Source organism: Bacillus sp. MMSF_3328 (assembly GCF_030733525.1).
In the GTDB taxonomy this organism is placed as follows: Bacteria; Bacillota; Bacilli; order Bacillales; family Cytobacillaceae; genus Bacillus_AB; species Bacillus_AB infantis.
In genome coordinates this window covers 326,988-352,378 of record NZ_JASHIV010000004.1, presented here as the reverse complement: position 1 = coordinate 352,378, position 25,391 = coordinate 326,988, and the positions used below count along the sequence as shown (strand labels likewise).

Annotated in this window: 27 protein-coding genes; 9 read left to right on the top strand and 18 right to left on the bottom strand. The window is 46.0% G+C overall.

The features are described from left to right. Positions 1-21 precede the first annotated feature (21 nt). Entirely contained in the window at positions 22-717 is a 696-nt protein-coding gene (locus tag RBB45_RS10390) for a DUF421 domain-containing protein (RefSeq protein ID WP_306009532.1), read from the bottom strand. A 145-nt stretch (positions 718-862) separates the two neighbouring features. Beyond that, positions 863-1,240 (bottom strand): DnaJ family domain-containing protein, encoded by a 378-nt coding sequence (locus RBB45_RS10385; RefSeq protein WP_306009531.1) that lies wholly within the window; start codon positions 1,238-1,240, stop codon positions 863-865. Between the two features lie 149 nt (positions 1,241-1,389). On the opposite strand from RBB45_RS10385, the gene RBB45_RS10380 reads away from it, so the two are divergent. Next, entirely contained in the window at positions 1,390-3,222 is a 1,833-nt protein-coding gene (locus tag RBB45_RS10380; RefSeq protein WP_306009530.1) for a solute:sodium symporter family transporter, read from the top strand. 115 nt (positions 3,223-3,337) lie between these two features. Here RBB45_RS10380 and RBB45_RS10375 read toward each other — a convergent pair whose 3' ends face one another. Then, positions 3,338-3,907: a peroxiredoxin gene (locus tag RBB45_RS10375; RefSeq protein WP_306009567.1), complete on the bottom strand. Its 570-nt coding sequence runs from the start codon at positions 3,905-3,907 to the stop codon at positions 3,338-3,340. 191 nt (positions 3,908-4,098) lie between these two features. Here RBB45_RS10375 and RBB45_RS10370 point away from each other — a divergent pair, with 191 nt between their 5' ends. After that, positions 4,099-4,257, top strand: a complete 159-nt coding sequence (locus RBB45_RS10370) for a hypothetical protein (protein WP_022543366.1) — start codon at positions 4,099-4,101, stop codon at positions 4,255-4,257. A gap of 24 nt (positions 4,258-4,281) precedes the next feature. Here RBB45_RS10370 and hutH read toward each other — a convergent pair whose 3' ends face one another. From hutH to RBB45_RS10345, 5 genes are all read right to left on the bottom strand, one after another. Then, positions 4,282-5,769 carry a histidine ammonia-lyase gene (gene hutH / locus RBB45_RS10365; protein ID WP_306009529.1) on the bottom strand — a complete coding sequence of 496 codons (1,488 nt, stop codon included), beginning with the start codon at positions 5,767-5,769 and terminating at the stop codon, positions 4,282-4,284. Positions 5,770-6,486: 717 nt separating this feature from the next. Beyond that, on the bottom strand, positions 6,487-7,188 hold the full coding sequence (gene pssA / locus RBB45_RS10360) for a CDP-diacylglycerol--serine O-phosphatidyltransferase (protein WP_022543365.1): 702 nt from the start codon (positions 7,186-7,188) through the stop codon (positions 6,487-6,489). Between the two features lie 231 nt (positions 7,189-7,419). Next, the gene (locus RBB45_RS10355) at positions 7,420-7,623 is read right to left on the bottom strand and encodes a hypothetical protein (protein ID WP_035401818.1); all 204 of its coding nucleotides are present in this window, start codon (positions 7,621-7,623) and stop codon (positions 7,420-7,422) included. Between the two features lie 4 nt (positions 7,624-7,627). Further along, a complete protein-coding gene (locus RBB45_RS10350; RefSeq protein ID WP_101551179.1) occupies positions 7,628-7,792 on the bottom strand; it encodes a YvrJ family protein in 165 nt (54 codons plus the stop codon). Further along, positions 7,785-8,330 (bottom strand): sigma factor-like helix-turn-helix DNA-binding protein, encoded by a 546-nt coding sequence (locus RBB45_RS10345; protein WP_101551177.1) that lies wholly within the window; start codon positions 8,328-8,330, stop codon positions 7,785-7,787. The genes RBB45_RS10350 and RBB45_RS10345 overlap by 8 nt, the downstream gene beginning before the upstream one ends. Before the next feature lie 283 nt (positions 8,331-8,613). On the opposite strand from RBB45_RS10345, the gene RBB45_RS10340 reads away from it, so the two are divergent. The 3 genes from RBB45_RS10340 to RBB45_RS10330 all read left to right on the top strand — a co-directional run bounded on the left by RBB45_RS10340 (position 8,614) and on the right by RBB45_RS10330 (position 13,896). Beyond that, on the top strand, positions 8,614-10,710 hold the full coding sequence (locus tag RBB45_RS10340) for a DNA topoisomerase III (protein ID WP_022543364.1): 2,097 nt from the start codon (positions 8,614-8,616) through the stop codon (positions 10,708-10,710). A 483-nt stretch (positions 10,711-11,193) separates the two neighbouring features. Then, on the top strand, positions 11,194-12,474 hold the full coding sequence (locus tag RBB45_RS10335) for an MDR family MFS transporter (RefSeq protein WP_306009528.1): 1,281 nt from the start codon (positions 11,194-11,196) through the stop codon (positions 12,472-12,474). 189 nt (positions 12,475-12,663) lie between these two features. Then, positions 12,664-13,896: an aminopeptidase gene (locus RBB45_RS10330; protein WP_306009527.1), complete on the top strand. Its 1,233-nt coding sequence runs from the start codon at positions 12,664-12,666 to the stop codon at positions 13,894-13,896. 499 nt (positions 13,897-14,395) lie between these two features. Here RBB45_RS10330 and RBB45_RS10325 read toward each other — a convergent pair whose 3' ends face one another. After that, a complete protein-coding gene (locus RBB45_RS10325) occupies positions 14,396-15,577 on the bottom strand; it encodes a DUF4309 domain-containing protein (protein WP_306009526.1) in 1,182 nt (393 codons plus the stop codon). A 351-nt stretch (positions 15,578-15,928) separates the two neighbouring features. On the opposite strand from RBB45_RS10325, the gene RBB45_RS10320 reads away from it, so the two are divergent. Continuing rightward, positions 15,929-16,204, top strand: coding sequence for an acylphosphatase (locus tag RBB45_RS10320; protein ID WP_129613995.1), 276 nt, complete (start codon positions 15,929-15,931; stop codon positions 16,202-16,204). Positions 16,205-16,250: 46 nt separating this feature from the next. On the opposite strand, the gene panF is transcribed toward RBB45_RS10320, so the two are convergent. From panF to queF, 4 genes are all read right to left on the bottom strand, one after another. Next, positions 16,251-17,699 (bottom strand): sodium/pantothenate symporter, encoded by a 1,449-nt coding sequence (gene panF, locus RBB45_RS10315; protein WP_306009525.1) that lies wholly within the window; start codon positions 17,697-17,699, stop codon positions 16,251-16,253. Further along, positions 17,696-17,986, bottom strand: a complete 291-nt coding sequence (locus tag RBB45_RS10310) for a YhdT family protein (protein WP_094769790.1) — start codon at positions 17,984-17,986, stop codon at positions 17,696-17,698. The genes panF and RBB45_RS10310 overlap by 4 nt, the downstream gene beginning before the upstream one ends. Positions 17,987-18,310: 324 nt before the next feature. Beyond that, entirely contained in the window at positions 18,311-18,940 is a 630-nt protein-coding gene (locus RBB45_RS10305) for a queuosine precursor transporter (RefSeq protein ID WP_224950961.1), read from the bottom strand. Between the two features lie 15 nt (positions 18,941-18,955). Next, the gene (gene queF, locus RBB45_RS10300; protein ID WP_009792185.1) at positions 18,956-19,453 is read right to left on the bottom strand and encodes a preQ(1) synthase; all 498 of its coding nucleotides are present in this window, start codon (positions 19,451-19,453) and stop codon (positions 18,956-18,958) included. Between the two features lie 335 nt (positions 19,454-19,788). Between queF and mscL the strand changes: the two genes are divergently transcribed. The 3 genes from mscL (at position 19,789) to RBB45_RS10285 (ending at position 21,618) form a co-directional block, all read left to right on the top strand. Then, the gene (mscL, locus tag RBB45_RS10295; protein WP_009792187.1) at positions 19,789-20,178 is read left to right on the top strand and encodes a large conductance mechanosensitive channel protein MscL; all 390 of its coding nucleotides are present in this window, start codon (positions 19,789-19,791) and stop codon (positions 20,176-20,178) included. Positions 20,179-20,234: 56 nt separating this feature from the next. Beyond that, complete coding sequence (locus RBB45_RS10290) at positions 20,235-20,873, top strand: Bax inhibitor-1/YccA family protein (protein WP_224950959.1); 639 nt, start codon at positions 20,235-20,237, stop codon at positions 20,871-20,873. Between the two features lie 325 nt (positions 20,874-21,198). Beyond that, positions 21,199-21,618 (top strand): AhpC/TSA family protein, encoded by a 420-nt coding sequence (locus RBB45_RS10285; protein ID WP_148950519.1) that lies wholly within the window; start codon positions 21,199-21,201, stop codon positions 21,616-21,618. A 334-nt stretch (positions 21,619-21,952) separates the two neighbouring features. Here RBB45_RS10285 and RBB45_RS10280 read toward each other — a convergent pair whose 3' ends face one another. The 5 genes from RBB45_RS10280 to RBB45_RS10260 all read right to left on the bottom strand — a co-directional run bounded on the left by RBB45_RS10280 (position 21,953) and on the right by RBB45_RS10260 (position 25,384). Continuing rightward, positions 21,953-22,261 carry a nucleoside triphosphate pyrophosphohydrolase family protein gene (locus RBB45_RS10280; protein ID WP_306009524.1) on the bottom strand — a complete coding sequence of 103 codons (309 nt, stop codon included), beginning with the start codon at positions 22,259-22,261 and terminating at the stop codon, positions 21,953-21,955. A gap of 217 nt (positions 22,262-22,478) precedes the next feature. Beyond that, positions 22,479-22,961 carry a GNAT family N-acetyltransferase gene (locus tag RBB45_RS10275; RefSeq protein WP_306009523.1) on the bottom strand — a complete coding sequence of 161 codons (483 nt, stop codon included), beginning with the start codon at positions 22,959-22,961 and terminating at the stop codon, positions 22,479-22,481. A 305-nt stretch (positions 22,962-23,266) separates the two neighbouring features. Continuing rightward, the gene (locus RBB45_RS10270) at positions 23,267-23,788 is read right to left on the bottom strand and encodes a GNAT family N-acetyltransferase (protein WP_306009522.1); all 522 of its coding nucleotides are present in this window, start codon (positions 23,786-23,788) and stop codon (positions 23,267-23,269) included. A gap of 666 nt (positions 23,789-24,454) precedes the next feature. After that, positions 24,455-24,877 (bottom strand): HIT family protein, encoded by a 423-nt coding sequence (locus RBB45_RS10265; RefSeq protein WP_371931563.1) that lies wholly within the window; start codon positions 24,875-24,877, stop codon positions 24,455-24,457. 126 nt (positions 24,878-25,003) lie between these two features. Continuing rightward, a complete protein-coding gene (locus RBB45_RS10260) occupies positions 25,004-25,384 on the bottom strand; it encodes a nuclear transport factor 2 family protein (protein WP_306009521.1) in 381 nt (126 codons plus the stop codon). Positions 25,385-25,391: the final 7 nt, after the last annotated feature.

Sequence of the window (25,391 nt, the reverse complement as noted above, 5' to 3'; positions counted from 1 at the left end):
ATAACCAGGTCCATATACCTGCTATTTGGCTGTTTCTCTTTCTTCATCATAGCCTTTGATATAAAAACCCTCCTCTTTATTCCATTCTGCATAATAAATATCTTCTGCTCTTTCGTACCCCAGCTTTTCAATTTCCGAGAGAAGCCAATCAGTGGTTTTTCCTGCAAATGTAAGATTTTCCTTTTCTATGGCTCCTTCATCGATCAGCAGAATGCTAATTTCCTTGGAAGGCGGCTTTATATCCATCATTTTAGCTGTCGGCGGCTCTGCCTCAGCGTTCTTCATGACGCTGAGCGTTCCTCCTGTTTCCAGGATGGCATACTTCACATCACGAAGTGAAAACACCCCCTTGCCCCTGAGCATCGAGAGCAGCTGCTCCAGTTCCATATGGTTTTTATCCATCGCTTTAATATTAATATTGCCGTTCTCAATAAGGAGGGCGGGCTGCCCTTTGATGGGTGCCCGAAGATTATCCTTCCGCTGGACGAGAATTTCAATCGCATAGATGAGGACAGCCCAGACGGCGAAGGTGAACAGAATATGTAAAATAGAGACTTTGCTGTCGTACAAACCTTCCTCAAGAATCCCTCCAAGGACCAATGCATAAATAAAATCGAATGGAGTTGCCTGTGCCATCTCCTTTTTTCCCAGCACCCGCATGATAACCAGCAGGGATATCAGTCCCAGCAGGAGCTTGATTGCAATAGATAAATACACGGACCATCCCTCCCATTTTTATTCTATTCCAGTCAATTCCCAACTCTGAATTTCGGCAAAACATTCTAACCAAAAAGGGGAGAATTTCCTCATGCTATTCGTGCAGGGTGATTTTAAAAGAAAAAAGCCCCTGACACAGGAGCTTTCAATCAACTAATTTATGATGAATTTTATCTTCATAGTTTTTAAATATCGAGGAGTTTGTGCTTGCCCGCCTTTGAGACATCATGCTGTTGAATTTCAGCAGCTTCTGGTTCAGCTGCTTCTGAAGATCTTTCTTTTCTGCAGGGTCTTCGCATTTTTTTATAAGATCCTCGATGGTGGCCATTTCCTGCTTCACAGCATTGTCTTCTTCTGTATAGCCTGCATTTTTCATCATTCTGTAAGCCATGCGCAAATCGTCAGGAACATGGGAGAGCTCATCATGCGGAAGCGGTTTTCCAAAGCCGGGAAGGTTTTCAAATTCGCCTTCTTTATAGCCTTTCTTGATCCGTTCTTCTGAAATGATTCCAAAAAAGTCCATCTGCGGCCTCCTTTCAATCCTTTCCTTTATTATAAATGCCTTTCTCTCTATTTGAAAGCTGATGGCATTATATCCCACTAGAGCAAAAGGTTTGAAATGTGCCATTTCAGGTTATTAAACGAACAAAAAAGAGAAAAGGAAGTGCACCTATGTTTACTGGGGGAATTGCTTTCACTTTAATATCCTGCGCCTTTTTTATGGCGATCGTTGCCTGGATTTCGTATGTGAAAACGAAAGGGGCAGTCAGCGATTCTACAGGATATTTCCTGGCAGGGAGGGGACTGACAGGGGGCTTCATCGCCGGATCGCTATTGCTGACAAACCTGTCGGCCGAGCAGCTGATCGGCCTGAATGGACAGGCCTACCGGACCAATTTGAGCAATATGGCCTGGGAAGTTACCGCTGCTTTTGCCATCATCTTCATGGCTGTTTATCTGCTGCCAAAGTATTTGGGCGGAAACTTCACGACACTGCCTGAATTTTTAAGCAAGCGCTTTGATGAAGGGGTGAGGCGCTACACCGTCATCCTGTTCATGCTTGGCTATATCCTTGTTACTATTCCATCCATGCTTTATTCGGGGGCATTGGCTGTGCTGCAGCTGTTTGATGTGCCGTCCCTGTTGGGCATTACATACCAATCTTCTGTTTGGCTCGTCATCTGGATCATCGGCATCATCGGAGCCATTTACGCCATCTTCGGCGGACTGAAGGCTGTTGCTGTTTCTGATACATTAAACGGGATCGGCCTTTTAATCATCGGTATTCTGATCCCGGTTCTTGGCTTTTTCGCCCTTGGTGACGGCAATTTCTTCAGCGGCCTGAAAACCATTGCCACTGAGCATCCTGAAAAATTGAACAGCATTGGGACAAAGGAAGATTCTGTTCCATTCGGCACCATTTTTACCGGGATGATTTTTGCCAATCTCTTCTACTGGGCTTCTAATCAATATGTCATCCAGCGTACATTAGGCGCGAAAAACCTGGCTGAAGGCCAAAAGGGTGTTATGATTTCAGGCTTCTATAAGCTGCTTGTCCCTGTTTTTATGATGATTCCCGGCGTTATCGCCTTTCATCTTTACGGCAATTCGCTGAAATCAGTCGACCTTGCCTACCCAACCCTGATTTCAGATGTGATGCCCGGCTATCTGTCCGGATTTTTCCTTGCGGTCCTGCTGGGAGCCGTGTTCAGCTCCTTCAATTCATTGCTGAACAGCGCCGCCACCCTTTTTGCACTGGATATCTACAAGCCAAGGATCAATCCTAATGTGAGTGATGAAAAGCTGATCAGCATCAGCAAATGGTTCGGAACCATTCTCGCCATTGTCTCTTTATTCATCTCTCCGATGCTGATGAACGCATCTGACGGCCTTTGGGACCTGATCAGAAGATTCACTGGATTTTTCAACATACCGATCATCGCCATCGTACTCGTCGGTATTTTCTCGAAATATATTCCGGCATTGGCTCCGAAAGTAGTCATCATTTTCCATGTGATTGCTTATTATATGCTCGTATGGGGCACTGACCATCTGTTTGGCTATACGGTGCCAATCCACTTTATCCATATCTATGCCATCCTGTTTGCTGTCGAAATCCTGATGATGATCATTATCGGAAAAATAAAGCCGAGAGCCTCTGCCTATCATTTCCGTGCAGATGCCCAGGTGAATATGGTTCCCTGGAAGGGCGTCATTCCGGTTTCCATCATTCTTCTCTCGCTTGTCGCTTTTACGTATATCGTCTTTTCAAAAATCGGCCTTGCTTATGAAGCTGCTGTCGTTTCCCCAGCCTTCTGGCCAGCCACAGTTGCCATCTTGATCATTGCCGGCATCTTCATCTATCTGTCCATGAAATACTGGAACAGAAAATATGCTTCCTATCTGGAAGGCCAGAACACAGAAGGCGCCACACAGATCAAAAGAACAGGTTCAGGCTTGAACCCGCTGATTGTGAATGCCAAGCAGAGTACGGGTAAAGACTAGGAAGCCTGCGTTCCGCAGTTCATATATCAAGCTGAAAGACCCGCTTAAGGAAGGCGGGTCTTCTTTTTTTGGATACCACTGTTCCCTGCTGCATTCCTATACCAGCAGCTCCAATTTATATTTTCCCAATCATATTCGGGTCGCTCATCATCCCCTGCTGGCCCGGCATCCAGTTGGCAGGTGTGCCTTTGCCAGTCTGTTTTGCATATTGGAGGGCCTGAAGGATGCGGACATGCTCATGGAGATTGCGGCCGATATTGCCGGGATAAATCAGTTTTGCCTGGATGATCTGCTCCGGGTTCAAGAACACAGATGCCCGGAAGGACGCACCTGAATTTTCATCAAGCACGCGGTATGCCTTGCTGATGTTGTGGGTCCGGTCGCTCAGGAGCGGGAAGGTCACATGCTTCAGGGAAGGCGATGTTTCTTTGAACACTTTGTGGGAATAGACGCTGTCCGTGCTGATGGCAAGGACTTCCACATTCATGTTCTTTACATAAGGGTAAATAGCGGCGACCGCCGCCAATTCTGTCGGTCAGACAAAGGTGAAATCACTGGGGTAAAAAAACAGCAGCACCCACTGGCCCTGGAAATCCTGCAGGCTGACCTTCTGGATTCCCTGGTCAATCACAGCATCCGCTGTAAACAGCGGGGCTGGATCCCCTTTTGAAGCTGTAAAAGGCATGGGCTGTTTGGCCAGATCCTCCGCCTGGAACGCTTCCCGCATATGCACCGCTCCTTTCTAATTTGCTATATATCAATATAGATATGCACTTCCTGCAAAAGCTGAACAAGTTTTGCGCACATATCCGGCGGCCGGGGCGGGAAAGCTACGGAAAGAACCGATTTCCACCTATGAAAGGAGACGATCTGCTTATGTCACGCGGAGAACATTTTGACCATAAACGAAAAGGGCATCCCGGAAAATTCCCTGAGGGGACGCTAGTGGAAAGGCACTCTAAGGACGCGATTGAGGATGAAGAATTCATCGTCGTCCAGGAAGCCTTCAAAAACCGGATCGAAGAAGAAGATTAAACATAAGGGGAGGCAGTCCTCCCCTTATTTCATTATTCCTTCCTTCAGCCAGGCCGCACAATTTTCAATATCCTTTGAGAATACCCTGTCTTTTGTAATGGATGGGACGATTTCCCTTGCTTTTTCGTAGATTTTTCTTGTTTTAGGGGCCATTTTTTCAACACCCCTGAACTCGGCTGCCTGCATCGCGCAGATCAGCTCGATCGCCAGCACCCGGGTCGCATTCTGGATGATCTGCCACGCATGGCGGGATCCAATCGTCCCCATGCTTACATGATCCTCCTGGTTGGCGGAGGACGGAATAGAATCAACGCTCGCCGGATGTGCCAGCGTCTTATTTTCCGAAACCAGAGAGGCCGCACTGTATTGCATGATCATCGCACCTGACTGCAGGCCAGGCTCCGGACTTAAAAAAGCAGGCAGGTCACTGAGCTGCGGATTGACGAGCCGCTCGATTCTCCTTTCCGAAATATTGGCCAGCTCCGCAACAGCAATTTTCATAAAATCCATCGCAAACGCAATCGGCTGCCCATGAAAATTCCCGCCGGAAATGACCTTTTCCCCCTCATCAAAAATCAGCGGATTATCGGTCGCCGCATTCATTTCAATCTCCAATTTTTCTTTTACATAATCGAGCGCCTGCCAGCTTGCCCCATGAACCTGGGGGATGCACCGGAGAGAATAGGCATCCTGGACACGCAGCTCACCTTGAACGGTCGTCAGCCTGCTACCGGCCAGATAATCCCTCATACGAGCGGCTGTATCTATCTGCTGCTGGTAGCCGCGGGCCTGATGGATTCTTTCATCAAATGCGTCTGTGATGCCGTTCAGGCCCTCCATCGTCATTGCAGCGATCATCTCACTTTGAAAAGCCAGCTGCTCGGCTTCCAGATAGGCGACCGCCCCCATGCTCGTCATCGCCTGGGTGCCATTGATGAGGGCAAGCCCCTCCTTCGCCTCCAGATGGAACGGAGGGAGTCCGGCAGATTCGATGGCCTCTGATGAAGGCATCCTCTTTCCTTTATAAAAAACCTCCCCCTCACCGATCAGAGCAAGAGCAAGATGGGACAATGGTGCAAGATCCCCGCTCGCCCCAAGCGACCCTTGCTGCGGAATGACAGGATGGATTTCTTCATTTAAGAAAGCCAGCAGCCTTTCAACCAGCTCCGGCCTTACACCTGAAAATCCTTTCAAAAGCGCATTAGCCCTCAGCAGCAGCATCGCCCTTGAAACTGACTCCGGAAAAGGCTCCCCCACCCCGCATGCATGGGAACGGATCAGATTCAGCTGAAGCGCCTTTACATCCTTCTGGTTAATGAGCACATCGCTGAACTTCCCAAAGCCGGTGTTGATGCCATAAATGACCCTTTCTTCTTCAACAATCTTCCGGACCGCCTCATGGCTTTCCTTCACCCTCTCCATACTACCTGCTGATGCTGCCGCATGCTCTTTTTCAAAAACAATTACCTTTACCTGTTCCAATGTCAATGTGCTGCCTGTCAATTCAATCATGATCTTTCCCCCTCAGCATATTAGCGAAATAAAGAAGAGGCTGCCATCAAACCAGGGGTTTGACATGCAGCCTCTTTCGAAAATTATAAGTTGATGTGTTTTTTCTCTTCATTGCGCATCATCCATTATGATTTATTTATTCTATTCTTCATTGTATGAATAAAATTTTTATAGTGTCAACAGATTTTTACCATATTTTAACATATTAGATTGGCAGATGATTAGCATGGTAGCGGGGTGAAGTTTTTTGGCAGCGGACTGTTTTGTGGCTTTTCGGGTGGATGAATAATTGAGTTGGTAGATTATCCGCTCAATTGGTTAAATTAATCGCTAATTCGGTAGATTAATGCTCTCAATCGGTAGAATCGTTAGTAGGTCGGTAGATTCCTCTCTCATACCATTAAAATAGCCGCAATGGAAGCACCCCACTCATAAAAATACCGCGAACCCTGGCTGCTCCCGCTCTCCAACTGGTTAAAAACCACGAATTTGCAGCCGATTTCGCTGAGTTGGTAGATTATCCGCTCAATTGGTTAAATTAATCGCTAATTCGGTAGATTAATGCTCTCAATCGGTAGATTAATTCGCTAGTTCGGTAGATTCCCCGCCTCCCAGAGCTCTCTCCCTTCATCCGCACACCTCATTAACCACATTACCGGATCATCCTCCGCCTCGAAATCTCCGCCCAATCAAAAAAACCGCTTCTCAGCGGTTTTTTCAGTCGATATCCTTCTTATTTTTCCCTTTTACAAAGATATAGGCCAGATAGGCGATATACATGGGTGCTGCAATATAGATCAGGTAGGGAAATTGGCCGTATGTCCCTTTGTAGATCAGATACAGAAGGCAGCCGAGAAAGATGGTAACGATGGTTCCGTATTTCGGAAGCGGGACTTCCTTCAGGCTTGGGATCCTGATTTTCGAGACCATTAGAAAGCATAATGCGGTAAAAATGACAGTCGTGACGATATTCGGGATTTTGTCCCCGAACAGCGTGAGGAGTGCCATGATGCCTCCTGCGGCTGTGATCGGGACGCCGACGAAATAATTCATGGACGATTTTGGGGAACTGATATTGAACCTGGCCAGCCTGAATGCTCCGAAGAGCGGGAAAAGGCCGGCGATGGCAAGGCCAAGAAGGTCGAATTGATAGAAATATGTATAATACACTAAAAAGGACGGCGCCACTCCGAAAGTGACGATGTCTGCGAGCGAGTCGAGCTCTTTTCCGAGCGCGCTGTCAGCCTTCAGCATCCGGGCAAGTCTGCCGTCCATGCTGTCGAGCATCATGCCGATCAGAATGAGGATCGCCGCATTTTTGAATTGGCCGTTCGCTGCAAATCCTATAGAGAGAAAACCGCAGTACAGGTTTCCTTGAGTGACCAGATTGGGGATAGATTTCGTAAATCGTAATCGCACAGGCTTCCATCACACTCCAGCAACATAATATGTACGCCGGTGCCAGGCACTAGTCTCATGCCTGGCACCCGCAGCCGTTACAGCCATTATACCACTTCAATGCGGCAGGGAAGAAAAAAACCGGGCAGAAAGTTTGTCTTTCCCTTTACCCGCAGTCCTGAACGGCTAACCTCAAGCCGTTTGCAACTGGTCTATAACTGGTATAGGAGCCTGTCACCTTCTCTGCCTTCTCTACCTTCTCTCCCCTCCCTCCATCATCTCGAAAAAGCCGGGAACTTCCTCAAGTTTGTTGTCGCGGAGCTTGCGGAGGACGGCTTCACGCAGCTCCTGCTCGAGGTCCTCCCGGTTTTCCTTGCCTGTCTGGTATAAGGATTTTTTGATTTTAGGCTCGATGGCCTTCATGATTTCCTCTATTTCCTGCTGTGACAAATTCATGCTTTCACCCTTTGTCTTTTTCAATCTGTGCGATGCTTCGGGAAATGTCCTCCATTTTCATTTTCAGCTGTTCGAACCGGTTTTCATAGCGGTGCAGCAAATACATGGTGATGGCGATGGGGAATCCAAAATTGCCGATGATCTGCAAAAGATTCAGCTGTTCAAGCATTGTATTTCCTCCTTATGGTTTCAATCGCTTTATTTTTGGTCTTTGATACTGCCTGCGGGCTGATGCCGAGCAATCTCGCTGTTTCGGCATCAGGGAGGCTGCGGACAAATGCGTAAAAGAGAATTTCCTGCTGCCTTGGTGTCAGTTCTTTGATGATTCTGGCGAGCCGGGGATCGGCTGTGTAATCTTCCAGCCTTCCGGAGGGGATTTCCATGAAAGGCTGGAGCGCCGTCTCATCTTCGAGGAGCTGTGTCAGCGGTTCTGCGCCGCTCTCTGCTTCTGCTGCAGGCCGATCCAGTGTGAGCTGATACCTGGCGCGCAATTCCCGCGCCTTCATGTCGAACTTCCTTGACTCATAATATATAGTCTTATTTAAATAAGAAACGAAGCGGATATGTCTGAAGTACCTTTTAAAGGCTGCTTCGAGCCGGGCTTTATTTTTCTCATGGGGATCATCCAGATAAGTCTCATACAGCTTTTGATGCTCTTCCTGCCTCAAAAATTCACGAACCACCAAACTTGGCTCCCTGCCTTCCATTTTGCCACCTCCACCTTTAGAACGTATGTTCTGTTTTTGGGTTAAAAAAAGGAGAACAAGCTTGCCTGTTCTATTTTATAAAGTATAAAAATCAGGAAAAAAAACAACCTGTCCTGCATTATTTTAACATCGCTGCCCCTTTTTTATAAGGGTCTTTGGTGCCAGGCACTGATATTTACTGTATATCCTTTTTATCGGGTTCCCATTCCGTTTTGTCCATTACAAATTTTCCTGCGTTTCCGTTATACTTATAGAGGAAGCACAGATTTGAAAGGAGCTTTACATGAAATCACTCGTACTTGCGGAAAAACCGAGTGTGGCCCGGGAGATTGCCCGTGTGCTCGGATGTACGCAGACACATAAATCTTATATAGAAGGAAATAAATACATTGTCACTTGGGCGCTCGGCCATCTGGTTGAACTGAAAATGCCTGAGAATTATGATACAAAATTCAAGCATTGGAACCTGGAAGACCTGCCGATCATCCCTGACCGGATGGGGCTAAAGGTCATGAAGCAGACGAGCCACCAGTTCCGGGCCATCGACACGCTTTCCAAGCGGAAGGACATCAATGAAATCATCATCGCGACTGATGCCGGACGTGAAGGTGAGCTGGTAGCCCGCTGGATTCTTGAGAAGATTTATTGGAAAAAGCAGGTCAAGCGCCTGTGGATCTCCTCTGTCACAGACCGTGCGATTAAAGAAGGCTTTCAAAGCCTGAAGCCCGGGGATCAGTTCCTCGCCCTTTACGATTCAGCGGTATGCCGTGCTGAAGCCGACTGGCTGATCGGTTTGAATGTGACACGTGCCTTGACGACGAAATATAATGACCCGCTGTCTGCCGGGCGTGTGCAGACACCGACGCTTGCCCTGATCATGGAAAGGGAGAAAATGATCCAATCCTTCACCCCGAAGGAATACTGGACGATTTCCGCCCAGGTTGGGCCGTTTAAGGCAGACTGGGAAAAGAACGGCGAGAAAAGGACTTTTTCTAAAGAAACAGCCGAAGCCATTGTTGCAAAAACCGATTCAGCAAAGGCCGTGATCCAGTCCATCAGCCGCAAGGAAAAAAGCGAGCAGCAGCCGCTTCCTTATGATCTGACCGAGCTGCAGCGGGATGCCAATAAGCGCTTCGGTTTTTCGGCGAAAAAGACATCTAATGTCCTGCAGCGATTGTATGAGCAATACAAGCTCGTCACCTATCCAAGGACAGATTCCCGCTACCTGACAAAGGATATGGAAGCAACGATGCTGGACCGCCTCCATGGAATCGCCTCAGGCTACAGGGATGAAGTGAAGCCGCTACTGGCGAAAAAAGGGAAGGTCCTTGCCAAGCGCGTGTTCAACAATGAAAAGGTGACCGATCACCATGCCATCATCCCGACCGAGGAGCGCCTTCATCTGAGCGACCTGGACAGTGATGAGAAAAAGCTGTACGACATCATTGTCCGCCGCTTCCTGGCCCTTTTCCATGAGCCGTACAAATATGAAACCATTCAAGCTTCCTTTGATCTGAACGGCGAAATCTTTTCAACAAGAGAAACCGCCGTCATTGAAGAAGGCTTCCGGCAGGTGACAGGCAAGGGAGAAGAAAAGGAATTGAAGCTGAATCTCTCTTCCCTCTCAAAAGGCCAGACCTTGACGGTAAAATCAGTTTCTTCCGAGCAAAAACTGACTGAGCCGCCTGGTCGCTATACTGAGGCCGATATTTTATCCCAAATGGAGAAATACAGCCTTGGGACACCGGCAACAAGGGCAGAGATCATTGAACGCCTGCTTACGACCGAAGCAGTTGAACGCCAGAACGGCGGACGCCTCCACCCTACAGGGAAGGGCAAGCAGCTGATGGACCTTGTGAACGAGGACTTGAAATCACCTGAGCTCACAGCCAAATGGGAGCAGGAGCTTGAAGCGATCGCGCGCGGTAAAGCGAGCCCGAAGGAATTCCTGAAAAAGATCCGTCAGCAGACACAGCAGCTGGTTTCCGAAATCAAGACAAGCGATAAATCCTACAGAGCCCATAATCTGACCGGCTCAAAATGCCCGGAATGCGGCTCCTTCCTGAAAGAGCGCAATACGAAAGACGGCAAAGTGCTCGTCTGCTCTGACATGGAATGCAGCTACCGGAAGCGCAAGGATCCGAAGCTTTCCAACCGCCGCTGCCCGCAGTGCCATAAAAAAATGGAGATCCACAACGGCAAGGCCGGCACCTACTTCCAGTGCCGCCCGTGCAATGTTGTAGAGAAGGCGCAGGATAAAAAGAAAGCTGTCAACAAGCGGGAAGAACGCAAGCTTGTGCAGAAATACAGCAAAAACGAAGAATCCTTCGGAACCAGCCTCGGCGATCTGCTGAAAGCGGCCATGAAGGACGAAGATTGATAACAGGACCCCGGCCGGCAGCGGCTGGGGTCTTTTTATGGGCTGAAGGCTGAGACTGCAGGCACGTTCCCGACTCCCCTTGCTTCCCGGAACAGGCAGTTTTGGCGTCACATAAGAATTTATCATGCCCCTCCGAAGCTTTCGGAGGGGGGTTCCGAGAGATTTATAAATAAGCGGACAGGTTCCGAAAGAGGTTCCGAATGCCTCGGAAGGCTTTTGCCCGAAAGGCCATTCGTTCAGAGGGAGGCTGCGAAACTTTCGGAAGGCGCCATAGCACTAGAGAGTGCCTGGCACCTTCAAAAGACACTTTCCCTCTATTTGTCCATTTGCCGTGCCTGACATACTCTTCGCACCATATGTTGCCTTATAAAACTTTGTTATCTCTCCCTCTCTTCAAAAGAAAATTCAGCACTCGTGCACCTGTCATTTTTTTCAAAAAGGTAGTATGATAGCGATATTGACCAGAGAAGTGAGGATTTCAGCATGAGAATCAGAGATTGGGATTTTAATCTGAAGGTGCGCCTGTTCGGCGAATCTTTGATGAATATTACGTTTTGGATGTTTTTTCCGTTTTTGACGATTTATTTTGCGGAGGCGTTCGGCAAGGATAAGGCCGGCCTTCTGCTTATTTTATCGCAGGTGTTTTCTGTATTGGCGAACCTGATGGGCGGCTATTGCGCCGACCGTTTCGGCAGGAAGACGATGATGGTACTGTCGGCCTTCGGGCAGGGGATCTGCTTTATCCTGTTTGCAGTCGCCAGCTCCCCTGCCATCGAATCCTATTGGCTCGGCTTTATCTGCTTCACCTTTGTCGGAGTGTTCGGCGCCTTCTACTGGCCGGCAAGCCAAGCGATGGTGGCCGACGTGGTCGAGGAAAAGCACCGCAGCGATGTGTTTGCGATCTTTTATACTTCCATCAATATTGCGGTGGTTGTCGGGCCGATCCTTGGGGCGCTCTTTTATGTGCAGTACCGCTCACAGCTCCTCTTGATCGCGGGCATTGTCTGCATCCTGCTCGCATTGGTTCTGGCGAAATGGACGCGCGAAACGGTTCCGGAGAATACAGCTGTCGCAGGGGAAAATGATAAATGGTACAGCTTCCTTGGGGCCCAGGTGAAGGATTACGGCATCATTTTCAGGGACAGGACCTTCCTGCTTTTTATCATCGCAGGCGTCCTGGCCGCCCAGACATTCATGCAGCTGGACCTGCTGATTCCTGTTTATACGAAAGAGGCCGTCGACAACCAGTCCCTCTTCAGCATTGGAAGCTGGTCGTTCACTGTCCACGGCGAGCAGGCCTTTGGCGTCCTGCTCTCGGAAAATGGATTCCTGGTGGCATTGTTCACAGTCGCTGTCACTAGATATGCAGCCAAATTTAAAGAGCGGAATGTATTTGTCACCTCTTCCCTTTTCTACGCTGCCAGCATTATTATGTTCGGGCAGACGCAGTGGATCTGGGGCCTGATCATTGCCATGGCCATCTTTACTTTAGGAGAGCTGATGGCGGTCGGGCTTCAGCAGAGCTTTGTGTCGCGCATCGCCCCGGAGCATATGAGGGGCCAGTATTTTGCAGCAGCCAGCCTTCGTTTTACCGTCGGGAAGACCATCGCTCCCATATCGATTCCACTGACCGTCTGGATCGGCTATAACTGGACCTTTGCCATTCTCGCGGTGCTTGCAGTGATAAGCGCATTTCTTTATTGGCTCATGTTTGCCTTATATGAAAAGCAGGAAAAACACCCTGCCAGACAAAACTCGATTTAAGGCCGGCGATAAGCCGGCTTTTTCATTTTTAAAATAGCCTGATGGGAGGTATTTCGGTGCTCCCATTGCAGGTTCGTATTAGGGGGCCTTGCATTTTTCCCGTGAAAAAGGAATCAGGCCAAACTGTTTCTTTTTCACGCAGAAACCGATAAAATGTAGAAGAAGATTCTGAAAAAGGAGATACATAATATGAGCCAATTCCAGCAAAATCTCGAAAAATATGCCGAGCTGGCAGTCAAGGTCGGCGTCAATGTCCAGGAGGGCCAGACGCTTGTAATCAACGCAACACTTGATGCAGCAGAGTTTGTACGCCTTGCCGTTAAAAAAGCCTATGAAACAGGAGCAGCCAATGTGGTGGTCAACTGGTCTGATGATACAGTGACACGCCTGAAGTATGATCTAGCGCCTGAGGAATCTTTTACAGAGTATCCTGAGTTCCGCGCCAAGGAAATGGAAGACCTCGCAGAGAAGGGCGCTGCGTTCATGTCAATCGTATCTGCAAGCCCTGACCTGCTCAAAGGGGTCAAATCCGAGCGGATCGCCAATTTCCAAAAAGCAGCCGGGAAAGCGTTGAGCAAATACCGCCGCTACGCACAGTCTGATAAGGTAAGCTGGACGGTCATCGCTGTCCCATCTGAAGGCTGGGCAGACAAAGTATTCGCAGACGATCCTAAGGAAAGCCGCGTGGAAAAACTTTGGGATGCGATTTTTAAAGCAACGCGCGCAGACCTTGAAGATCCTGTGCAGGCATGGAAGGATCATGACGCTTCCCTGCATGAAAAAGTCGATTACCTGAACAGCAAAGGCTTCAAAAAGCTGCATTATACAGCGCCAGGCACTGATTTGACCATCGAGCTTCCTGAGAAGCATCTGTGGGTCGGGGCAGGCAGCGTCAATGAAAAAGGCCATGAATTCATGGCTAATATGCCGACTGAGGAAGTCTTTACCGTTCCGCTTAAAACCGGTGTCAACGGGCATGTTTCCAGCACAAAGCCACTCAGCTATGGCGGCAATATCATTGATAACTTCACGATTACCTTTGAAAACGGGCGCATTGTGGATGTGAAGGCTGAAGAAGGCGAAGAGATCCTGAAGCAGCTTGTTGAGACAGATGAAGGCTCCCATTACCTTGGAGAAGTAGCCCTTGTGCCGTTCAACTCGCCGATCTCACAGTCCAATCTGCTTTTCTACAACACTTTGTTTGACGAAAATGCCTCTAATCACCTGGCAATCGGAAGCGCTTATGCATTCTGCATCGAGGGCGGCAAAAAAATGTCCTCTGAAGAGCTTGCTGAAAATGGCCTGAACGAAAGCCTTACACATGTCGACTTCATGATCGGCTCAGCCGAAATGGATATTGACGGCATCAAGGAAGACGGACAGTCAGAGCCCGTTTTCCGCAAAGGCGACTGGGCATTTTAATTGATATAACAAAAGGAAGCTGCGGGCCATTTAGGCCTGCAGCTTTTTTTGTTAGCTCTATTCGCATATATCGCTGCGATCTTGCCATCCTTATAAGACGTGAGAAAAAGTATTCTTTCTGAAGAGGTTTTTCCTAAAGAGCGCACCTTTCCGGACCCGAATGAGTTGAAAAATAAGCGGAGAAATTCCCCCTATTTTTAAAAACACTCTAAAAATAGCTCAAATAGACGGAGAAATTCCCCCTATCGATTTAAAAAACAGGAAAATGGGCTGCTTCGCTCCGCTTAACCGGAAATTCTCCGCTTATTTACACCCACTTTTGCCATATTCAGCAGCGTAACCAGAAAATCTCCGCTTATTTTAAGACTCAAATTAAAATACCATACTAAAAAATAACCTTTATGTTTAAATGATCCGTCCCCTCGAACTATGGCCAACAGTGGCCAGTTTAACTGTTCCATTCAACAGGCCATGCACCCGCGGGATTTTTTCTGGATCCTTAAAGCTTCCTAAGCTGAACAGACTTTATTTTTCCTGACTGGTCTGCATACACATCAATATTGTATTTTCCGGCAGCATAGATCGCCAGCACCTCTGTTCCTCTCCTGCTCTCCCTGAACGGCTCGCCGAACATTTTCTTGATATCTGCAAGCGTTGACTGCAGGCGGATTCCGGGAATTGAAACGACAGCTACCTCTTGTGTGGCTTCATCATAAAAATACGTTACTTCCGGATATTTCAGGTACGCATATTTGTCTTTTTTCCCTGCCTCGATAGAAGGGGGGCTCGCCTTTTTGACATCATTGATATTCGTGCCGATCGGATATTGGCTCCCGGTCAGTATGCCTTGGGAGGCTTTATCGATAATGCCCTTTTCAAGCTGAATGTTGTAGAACGGATGATAGTTTTCTTCGGCTGCACTCCAGATTTCAAACCATTTTTCCCCTTCGCCCAGACCGTCCTTCATGTCAGAATCATCGTAGACCGTCTCGCTGACCTGTTTGATTTCCAGCTTTTCCTTGTCGAATGCCCATGTTGAAAAAACCCATCCTTCATTGTCATCAATAGAATTGACTGTCTGGATGTATTCCTGTTTGATTGCTTTGATTTCAGGTCCGAGTATGGACCTGATTCCCTCACCGGACTGGACGATTTTCAGCTCTCCATTCTGGATGCTGTACAGCTCTGCCGAGAACCGGCTGTCCCCCTCAGGCTGGACGATGGCAAGCAGGGTCTTATCACCAAGCTTAAGCGGATACGCCCCTTTTACTTCTTCATTGAAAACAAGCGGCAGGGATGAAAGAATATCCTGCTTAAAGGCAGACTTTGCCCCTTTTTTGGCCATATAGACTGAATAATTCCCTTCATGCACCGTGTCCTGCTTATCTCCTAAAACGCCTGCTTGTTCAAGCTTGACGGTTGTTTCATTTTCCGCATAAATATAGACTTCATAAGCCAGGCCTTCATCGGCAGCTTCAATGCGGTAAAGGGACTTTTCCTTAAGCCATGAAGTATCCTTTTTATCCTTGCCTTCTGTCTGGATCGTCAGGATAGCAGAATCGTCTTTCTGTTTCTCTGTTTTGTGCGAAATTTCCTCTGCAAGTGATGTGTGGATCTGATTGCTGCACGCGGCGGTTAACATTGACAGCACCATTAGCATTGCATATATATATTTATTCATCTTATCTCCCACTCATTTTAGCTCGATTTTGATGCCGGCTGACGCTTTTTCCCTGTCATGGCCGGTCACATTTCTAAAGTTTAACAAAGACATTTGTATTCTACAAATCTGTTTTAACTGGTTTTTAAACAGTTTGTAATCTAATTGTAACATAAAACCGGAAACTTTTTTAACCCCTTCTTTTACAGGCAGGTATTTCCATCTTATTTCTTTTTAAAGACTATCTACACCATTCGTTAGGCCGGAAAATTTTATGGGGGCCGACCTTTATTTTTTCTGTCTTCTTGAATATTGCATTAGCCCCTCTTTTGTGGGACGATGTAGGTAATTATGGTGCCGGAGGAGAAGAAGATGATCCATTTGAACATTATAGTTTCCGGAAAGGTGCAGGGAGTGGGCTTCCGCTTTTTCGCACAGAGAAAAGCTGTTCAATACGGCATCAATGGCTGGGTGCGCAACCGGGATGACGGTTCTGTGGAGATCCGGGCAATGGGGGACAAGAAGCAGTTGGATTCTTTTATGAGGGATTTAAAGAGAGGGAACCCCTTCTCGGCGATCGATCAGATGCAAGTGGATGAACTGGATGGCCAGGGCGAGCTGTCTTCTTCCTTTAAGATAAAATATTAGTTCATACACAAAAAGACGGGACCTGCAAAAGCTGTCCCGTTTTTTTTCAGGCTGTCTGCCCCATATCTTTCTGTGCTGTCCCGGCCGTCAGCATGCTGATGAGCATGTAAGCGGCAAATGACAGGATGATCGGCATGATGACTGTGTTCATGCCAAAGGCATTCGGATAGTATGTATAAAAAAGGATATACGAGACTACCCCGGTGATCATGGAGGCAATGGCTCCATGCTTATTTCCCCTACTCCAGTACAGGCCAAGGACGACCGGCCATATGAAGGCAGCCTCAAGCCCTCCAAAGGAAAACAGATTGAGCCAGATGATCAGATCCGGCGGACTGAGCGCCATCAGGCAGACCAGGATTCCGAGGACCGCTGTAACGCCGAGGCTCAGCTTCTTAACCGTCCCTTCACTTGCATCAGGATTGATATAATTCAGATACACATCCTTCACGACAGCCGAGCTGACGAGGAGGAGCAGAGAATCGACAGTCGACATGATCGCTGCCATCGGAGCGGCCAATACTACCCCTGCCAGCCACGGTGGCAGGACCTCCATCGCAATGAGCGGCATCACCTTGTCCCCCACCTCAATACCAGGCAGGATCGGACGCGCGAACACGCCGATCAGATGCATGCCAAGCATGATGAAGCCGACCACAAAGGTGCCGATGATGATCGCCCTGTGCATGGCCCTGGAGTTTTTGTAGCTCATCGCCCTGACAGTCACCTGCGGCAGGCCGACCACCCCGACGCCGACAAGAATCCAAAAGGAAGAAACATAGAGCGGGGACAGCCCGCCGTCAAAGCCGTACGGTGAAACAAGCCCAGGGTTTTCCGTCCTTAGGTCGGTGATGATATTCCCAATCCCTCCGCCGGCAATAATGACAGCGATCAGAAGGATCAGGGTCCCAACAAACATGATGACTCCCTGGACCGCATCTGTTACAGCCACGGCCCTGAAGCCGCCAATGATGACATATACAAGGACTGATGCCGCAAAAATGAACAGGGCAGCCCCATATGAAAGGCCTGTCAGCGATTCGATCAGACGGGCGCCGCCGACCCACTGGGCCGCCATGGAAGCGAACAGGAAGATGATGATGCTGAGCGCTGAGAGCAGCACCACCCACTTGCTCTGATACCTTTCTTTCAAAAAGTCGATCAGTGTGACAGCATTATACTGCCTGGCGACAATTGCAAATTTTTTCCCGAGCACCATCAGCACAAAATAGCCTGTCACAAGCTGTGACATCGCAAGCAGCACCCAGCCGAGCCCCTGGGTGTAGGCGACACCGGGTCCGCCGATGAAGCTGCTGGCGCTGCCGTAAGTGGCAATCATCGTCATGGCGAGGATGAATCCGCCCAGCTCCCTTCCGCCGAGGAAGTATTCCTGCAGAAAAGAATCTGTCGAGCGGACATGCCTGCTCGCCCAAAAGCCTACCAGGAAAATCGCCACCAGGAACACAAGAAGCGGGATAATGACACCTATATTCATTCCGCCTTCCCCCCTTCTTCACTGTCATCGAAAGGGACTTCTTTAAACAGAAACTTCACGGCTGCCCAAACAAGGACAAACACAACCGCAAATCCCGCCACACAGCTATAGAAAAACCACGCAGGCAGCCCCATGATATATGTATACTCTTCGACAGGACCTGAGCCCATCCCGTAAGCAAAGCCAAACCACCACAGAAAATTAAAAAGGACAAGACCGATACCGATCCAGGCTTCCCTCTTCGCCACCTTAAAACGGGGATCCTTCCCCCCGGCTTTATTATCCAAGTCCTTCCCTCCTTATCCCATTATCCTTCACAAAAAAATTAAGAATTATTTCCACCTTGATTGTAAACCAAAAACACCGAACCAGAAACAAAAACTTGGTTTCCGTGCCAGGCACCGCTGGTGGACACTTTTGCCCCAATTATCTTTTTGCGGTGCCAGGTACCTTCAGTGGACACTTTGGCTATGTATGTCTTTTCATGGTACCTGGCACCATCGGTGGACACTTTGGCCACATTGTCTTTTCATGGTACCTGGCACCATCATGCAGCAGCATCAAAAAACAGCCCCCTGCTAGAGACTGTTTTCATGACGCAGATTCTGCTGTCAGCCTGCGAACTCGGCAGGCTGCTTTTTTTCTTTTCTGGCCATGCCGACCAGCAGGTAAACCAGGGGTGTATCAATCAGCGCGACAAGGAACTTAAAGGCATATTGTGTTCCGATCATCGCAAGGAGCGCCCCTGCAGGCATGGTGCCGTAAAAAGCGATCAGAATGAACACAGAAGTATCGATCAGCTGGCTTGAGACTGTGGACAGATTATTGCGGATCCACAGTTTCCTGCTGCCATGCTTTTCCTTCAGCTTATGGAAGACATACACATCCAGGTTTTGGCTGACCAGATAAGAAATAAGGCTTGCAATGGTGATGCGGAAGCTTCCGCTTAAAATCGTTTCAAATTCAGCCTGTGCTCCAAAGAATGGCGCTGATGGCAGATGGATCGCTGCAAAAATGAAAACGGCTGACAGGAGCTGTGTTACGAATCCGGCGAGCACGGTCTTCCTGGCAGCTTCTTTTCCATAAACTTCACCGATGATATCAGTAATCGGATACGTAAAAACATAAACAATCACAGCCGCCGGCAGAACAGCCCAGGATCCCAGGCTGAACAGTTTGACGGCAAGAATATTGGATAATATGAGCAGGCCGGCAAATGCGGCATTCAAATATAATAGCAAAACGTCTGTCTCCTTTTAACGGTTGTCGATGGTTTCAGGGTAAAGATCGTGGTTCATCATCCTGTACTCTGCCATCTTTTCATATTTTGTGCCCGGCTTTCCGTAATTGGTATACGGATCGATGGAAATGCCGCCGCGCGGAGTGAATTTGCCCCATACCTCGATATAGCGCGGATCCATCAGCTCAATCAGATCATTCATGATGATGTTCATGCAGTCTTCATGAAAGTCGCCATGATTGCGGAAGCTGAACAGATACAGCTTCAGTGACTTGCTTTCAACCATTCTCTGATCAGGAATATAGCTGATATAGATGGTCGCAAAGTCCGGCTGGCCCGTTTTCGGGCACAGGCTCGTAAACTCCGGGCAGTTGAATTTTACGAAATAGTCACGGTTCGGGTGCTTATTATCAAAAGCCTCCAGGATGGACGGCGAGTATTCAAACAAATACTGTGTCCCCTGATTGCCAAGCAAAGTAACATCCTTCAATTCTTCATCTTTTCTTCCAGACATAGAAAAAAGCCTCCTCATATGGTACTGCGCATACAAGAGAGGCTCCTCGATATATAAAAATCAGCCCGAAAAAAATAAAAACCATATCCCCGCGGATATGGCTGATCAATTTTATCAGAACCATAGTTTTTTATAGAGGGTTTGTTGCTATGAACCTCTCCTGCATGATGCAGGAATGTCGTATATTTTTTTGTCCTCTGTAACTATAGTGAAAAAGCCGGATTCTGTCAATACCATGCGCGGGAAGCTTTTCTCTCCTTAACAACCGGCTCTTTTATAAGTATAATAACTTTTATCGCTATACACCTTGGACAAAAAAGAAAGGAATGACCTATATGCTGAAGGAATTCAAGAAATTTGCCATCAAAGGCAATGTGGTCGATCTGGCAGTCGGTGTGATCATCGGCGGAGCCTTTGGAAAAATCGTCACCTCGCTCGTCAATGATATTGTCATGCCATTTCTCGGACTGCTCACCGGAGGGGTTGATTTTTCCGAGCGGTCTGTAAAAATCGAGGACGCTACCATCAAATATGGTGCATTCATCCAATCTATCATTGATTTTGTCATCATCGCCTTTTCCATCTTCCTCTTTGTCAGGTTCATCAACAGGCTGAAGAGCAGGCATGAACAGGAAAAGCAGGTAGAAGAAGCACCGACCGTCGATGCGAAGGAAGAACTGCTGAAAGAAATCCGTGATCTATTAAAAGAAGAAAAAATGAATTGAAACCTTACCTGATTTTCTGCGTATAAAAGGTAATCAATTCATATGAGGTGAAACATATGTATGCACAAACTGCCAACACCGGCTATCTTCCATCTGTTTTAAGAGCCTTTGCCCTGTCACTGGCATTTGCCTTTCTCGGGACGATGGCTGGCGTCTATGTCCCTCCGGCGCTGTTTCTGCCGCTCGTCATCCTTGAGCTGGCCATGCTGATCGGAGCGTTCTTCTTAAGAAAGAAAAAAGCAATTTCCTACACTTTTCTGTACAGCTTCACCTTTATTTCGGGGATTACAACCTACCCGATCATTGCGCATTATATTGCGACATCAGGTGCCAATACCGTCCTGATGGCCGTCGGAACAACAGCTGTTGTATTTGGCGGACTTGCTTTTTATGCAACCACAACCAAGCGTGACCTCTCATTTCTCGGCGGCATGCTGATGGCTGCCCTGCTGGCTCTGATCTGCATCTCCATTTTCCATATGATCTGGCCGTTAAGCTCCACAGCTTTGCTCGCTTTTTCCTTTATCGGCGTGCTAGTCTTCAGCGGCTATGTCCTGTTCGACTTTAACCGCATGAAGCAGTATGGAGTAAGCGCTGAGGAAGTGCCGCTCATGGCGCTGAATCTGTATCTTGATTTTATCAATCTGTTTATCAATATTCTTAGGATCTTCGGCATTCTGGCCAGTGATGACTAAGAAAATAATGCGCCTTGATTCTGTAAATGAATCGGGCGCTTTTTCCCGGCAGAGAGTCCCGAAGTCCGGCAGATTCGGAAACTTTGGCATTTTCCTTCAAGCACATCACCCGATCCCCTTTTTTTGCCCATTCCCCCCTCTTCCGTTATGATAGAGCTAATTCTATTAAATTTGTTCTGAAAGAGGGATGGGTATGGATTACAAATTAGAGATCCCCGGTTCGCAGGATACGATCACATTGGGTGAAGCAATCAGCGGACAGGATACGATGCTCGTTTTTGTCCGCCACCTTGGCTGACCAGTCTGCAGGGAATATCTCGCGCAGTTGCGTGAGCGCATAGCAGAAATTGAAGATAAAAAGTTTCACGTGAAAATTGTGGCGCCTTCCAAAGGGGCGTTCATTGAACAGTTCCTGGAGCATTTCGGGCCGTTTCCGTTCCCGATTTACGGTGATCCGTCCCGGGCAGCGTATAAAGGAATGGGCCATCAGACGATGCCGAAGTGGAAGCTTCTTGCAAAGGCAGGGTTCGGATTTGTCACCGGACAGGTGAAAGGCTTTATCCCGGATGAAGAAAAACAGAAGCAATTTGTGATGAAATCGATGAAGACGCAGGATGTTTATATCCAGGGCGGAACTTGGCTATATTCATCACAGGGTGAGTTGCTGTGGAAGCATATTGATCCTTCACCGGAAAACCATGCCAGCATTGATGAAGTTTTGGCGGTCATTGACAGCCGGGGCTGAGAGCTGTAAAATGACGCTCCTCCACATTTGTAACGGGTTTACTTGTGAGGTACAAAACGTTAAATCGATATCACATAAATTCCACAACACAAATCACAATATATTTTCAGTCAAAAAAAGGCTTAGAGTATTTCCAACTCTAAGCCTTTTTTGTAATAACTTGTTACACTAAAGCACCTGTTAGTTTAACAAGAAAAAACGTTTCCTATTTCTGTGCAAAGTGTCATCGATAATTTCTGTATGGAAAGGGTTTGTGGATAGGGTTTGCGTTTTTAAAAAAGAGACTGAATAGACCTCGATTGCCTCCTTCCAACAGGTTTATTATCTCAATCACCTAATTTTTTTCAGTTTTGGTCAAGAATTTTTCTAATGCTTCACTGCTATCAATATTCATACGTTCAGCCAAAATAATTAACCACCACATGCATTCACCAATCTTATGTTCAAGTTCGGATGCAGTTTCCCCATTTGTTGGCCATCGACCCTGTTGAGACATTGTTAGACGACCGACCAAACCAGCATCTGTCAAGAAAGCTAAAGCATCTTCTTCTACTGTCCATTCTTTTTCGTGATACTGTCGTTCTAAACGATGGTAGATTTTTCTTAGCTGTATAGAACGTTCAACCGCTTCATTTATTTTCATATATTTCATTTACTCCCTTTCTTTTATAGACATTTATTGTTCACCTGTTTTTGGAGAAGGCATATAGAAACATATGTTCTCAAAAAATTTTAACCTTATTCTAATGAAAACACAACAATAATTTCTTCAACTAACCTGCCCCTTTTGTGAAATAAGAAAAGCCGCCTTGTTTGGCAGCTGGCTTGGGGCATGAGCACCCGTTTGTTTTAATAAGTCATTAAATAGCCATATTCTTTTCCATTTCAACTGTATTAACAGGGTAACCATTAGGATTAGTTATAATTTCTTCTTTAGTAACAATATAACCCATATTCTCGTATAAACTTATATTTTTAGACAATGAAGCACGAACTCGACATTCCATTTTCTTTAGTCCATTTTCATTGGAGTAGTTTTCAAGCCACAATAATAATGCCCTTGCAATCCCTTGTCCTCTCGAGTCAGGTGCTACCGATAATCTTGAAAAATATATTGATTCTCTTTTAATAGTAAAGCTCAAGGAACCTTTTGGTTCTCCATTTACGATACACAATAGGGCTTTTTTTGTGCCGTTTTTAAGTTCATTAACTAAAACATCCAATGATTCATCTGTTGCACTGGATGGCACTTCAAGGTGTCGATATTCTTCAAACGCCTCTATCATAAGTTTATGAACAATATGCGCTTCCTCCACAGTTGCTAGCCTTATTTCTATATTCATATAACTTCCTCCCTAAATACTCCAAGCAACTATATTACCTTTTACTGAAATAAAACTATCATACAATACATTCAATAAATAGCTTAGTGTAAGAAAGTCTAACAAGGGTTGTTTTTCATAATTCACGCCCTAATACCCTATTCTAACAAACCTTAGTGTTATCAATTTTAAATGGATTTTAAGGTATTAGCTTTTAATTCTTATAAACAAACCTGCCCCGTTTGTTATATAAGAAAAGCCACCTGAATTGGCAGCAATCTGAAGCATAAGCACCCGTTAGCACAATAAAATTACTAAGTCTATTACTACAAATCGGAAGGTAACATTCCATATACAATACTATCTGTCCATTCATTTTTATTCCAAAAATCTTGTATGAAATGAGCTTCCTTTCTCATGCCTATTCGTTCACACAATTTTTGTGAAGCCGTATTCCTTGCATCAAGATTAGCTTGTATACGATGCACATTCAATTCATCAAATAATTTATAAACCAAACTACTTACTGCTTCTGTTGCCAAGCCTCTCCCAGCTACTTCATTTGAAAAACTATAACCAATCTCAACAGTGTCTTTCATATCTGTATACCATACGGATAAATCACCAACTACTTTAGTCTTGTATTCAACTGCCAAACTTAACATTGATTCTTTAGTGAGTACACTGTTTGCTAACTTCTTATTAAATCTTTTCTGCATATCTTCATGAGTCCACTTATTATGTAATAGAAACCTACATGTATCATCATTATCATAAATAGCAAATACATTCTGTAAATCAGTACTCTTAAAAGGCCTAATTATTAATCTTTCAGTTGATAATTCCAAGTTAGCTCCCCCTTACATTCATCTACAAAGCATTAATTTCAAAGTATTTAAACCTCCTTCTTAGATTTTATCTTGATTCATATTTCACCGTAAATAAAATCTTCTTTCACTAACCTGCCCCTTTCATACCACAAGAGATTCCATAACAAAGGGCATTAATCCTTCTAGAATCAATGCCTCCGTTTCATAACTAACACTTGTTCACAAACATACATACTAAGTCGAATAATGCGCTATTTTTCTATATACAAATTTATCTATTGTAATTAATCTGGTATTGAGGTGATTATTTTGCACAAAACATTTCAGTTAGTCAAAAAAGTCATAGGCTTGGTTTTTCTAATATTAGTTACAACCTCGCTGATAATGGGGAAGTTTAGTGTCGCTTTAATCTTTTGTTATATAATTATCTCTATACACAATGGAATACTTGGTTATGAATACTTTAAAGCTAACTCTTATAAAAAGGCATCTTTACACTCAGTACTCTCGTTAGGTTTTCTATATATTTTCTTTTCTAATCTTTAATTGGTTTAAATACTCAACTAAATATTTATTTAACGTTTACGCCTTATTACACTGCCCCTTTAGTAATATAAGAAAAGCTGCCTGGCTTGGCTGCTGGGCTGGAACATAGGAACTGTTAGCAAAATAAGCGTTCATTTTTTATATACTGTTTATCGCATTGATTATTATCCTTCTGGTCTTAGATAAACCGACTTCATCTACTGCAACTTCTTCAGTTTCTTCGGAATAAAAGTTTGCGAAGTTTTGTCCTTCATATCTCGGTACAACGTGCATATGAAAGTGAGTTAGCTCATCAAAACTAGCCCCATTTTGACAAACGGTAATACCATCTGGATTAAACAATTCCTTAATAACCTTTGAAAGAAGCCCAGCAGCCTTCATTATTGAAGTGGCAGTATTTTCATCAAGTTCATCAAAATACCTTACATGTTTTTTAGGTAATATTAAGATATGCCCTTCGTTAAATGGATCATGGTCCAAGAAGGAAAAAACATAGTCATCTTCCCAAACTACATTAACTGGTTCCTTTTTATTTGCTAAATTACAACCGAAACATTCCACTTTAAACACTGCCCTTTGTTTATTTTTCTTTTGTGTTATTCTACTAACCTGCCCCTTTTATTGTATAAGAATAGCTGCCTGGTGTGGCAGCTGATCTGGAATATAAGCACCCGCCTGCACAATTTTTCAATTGGTGCCTTTTAAAACATCTCTTAATTGTAATGGAGATATTGTGCCTTGATGGAAATATAATTGCCATCTACCATCTATAAGTTTCCATATGGAACTACGAAGTGTATTCCGATTTCTAGTTTTATCCACTACAAAATAAGTGGATAAAACTACGTCTGACGATAACGGATATATCTCGTGATTATGTAGTGACATTTCAGTTAGCACAACACCAGATTCCAGACATTCCTTTTTATCAAACATATAACCAGAACTACCTATTTCAAAGAAATCATCTGCAAGTAATTTATCTAGCTCTTCACGGTTTGTACGAACTTCAAGTCCTGTGTGTCTTTCTTCCAATTCTTTTATAAGTTTCTTTAAGTTCACATCCATATCTCCA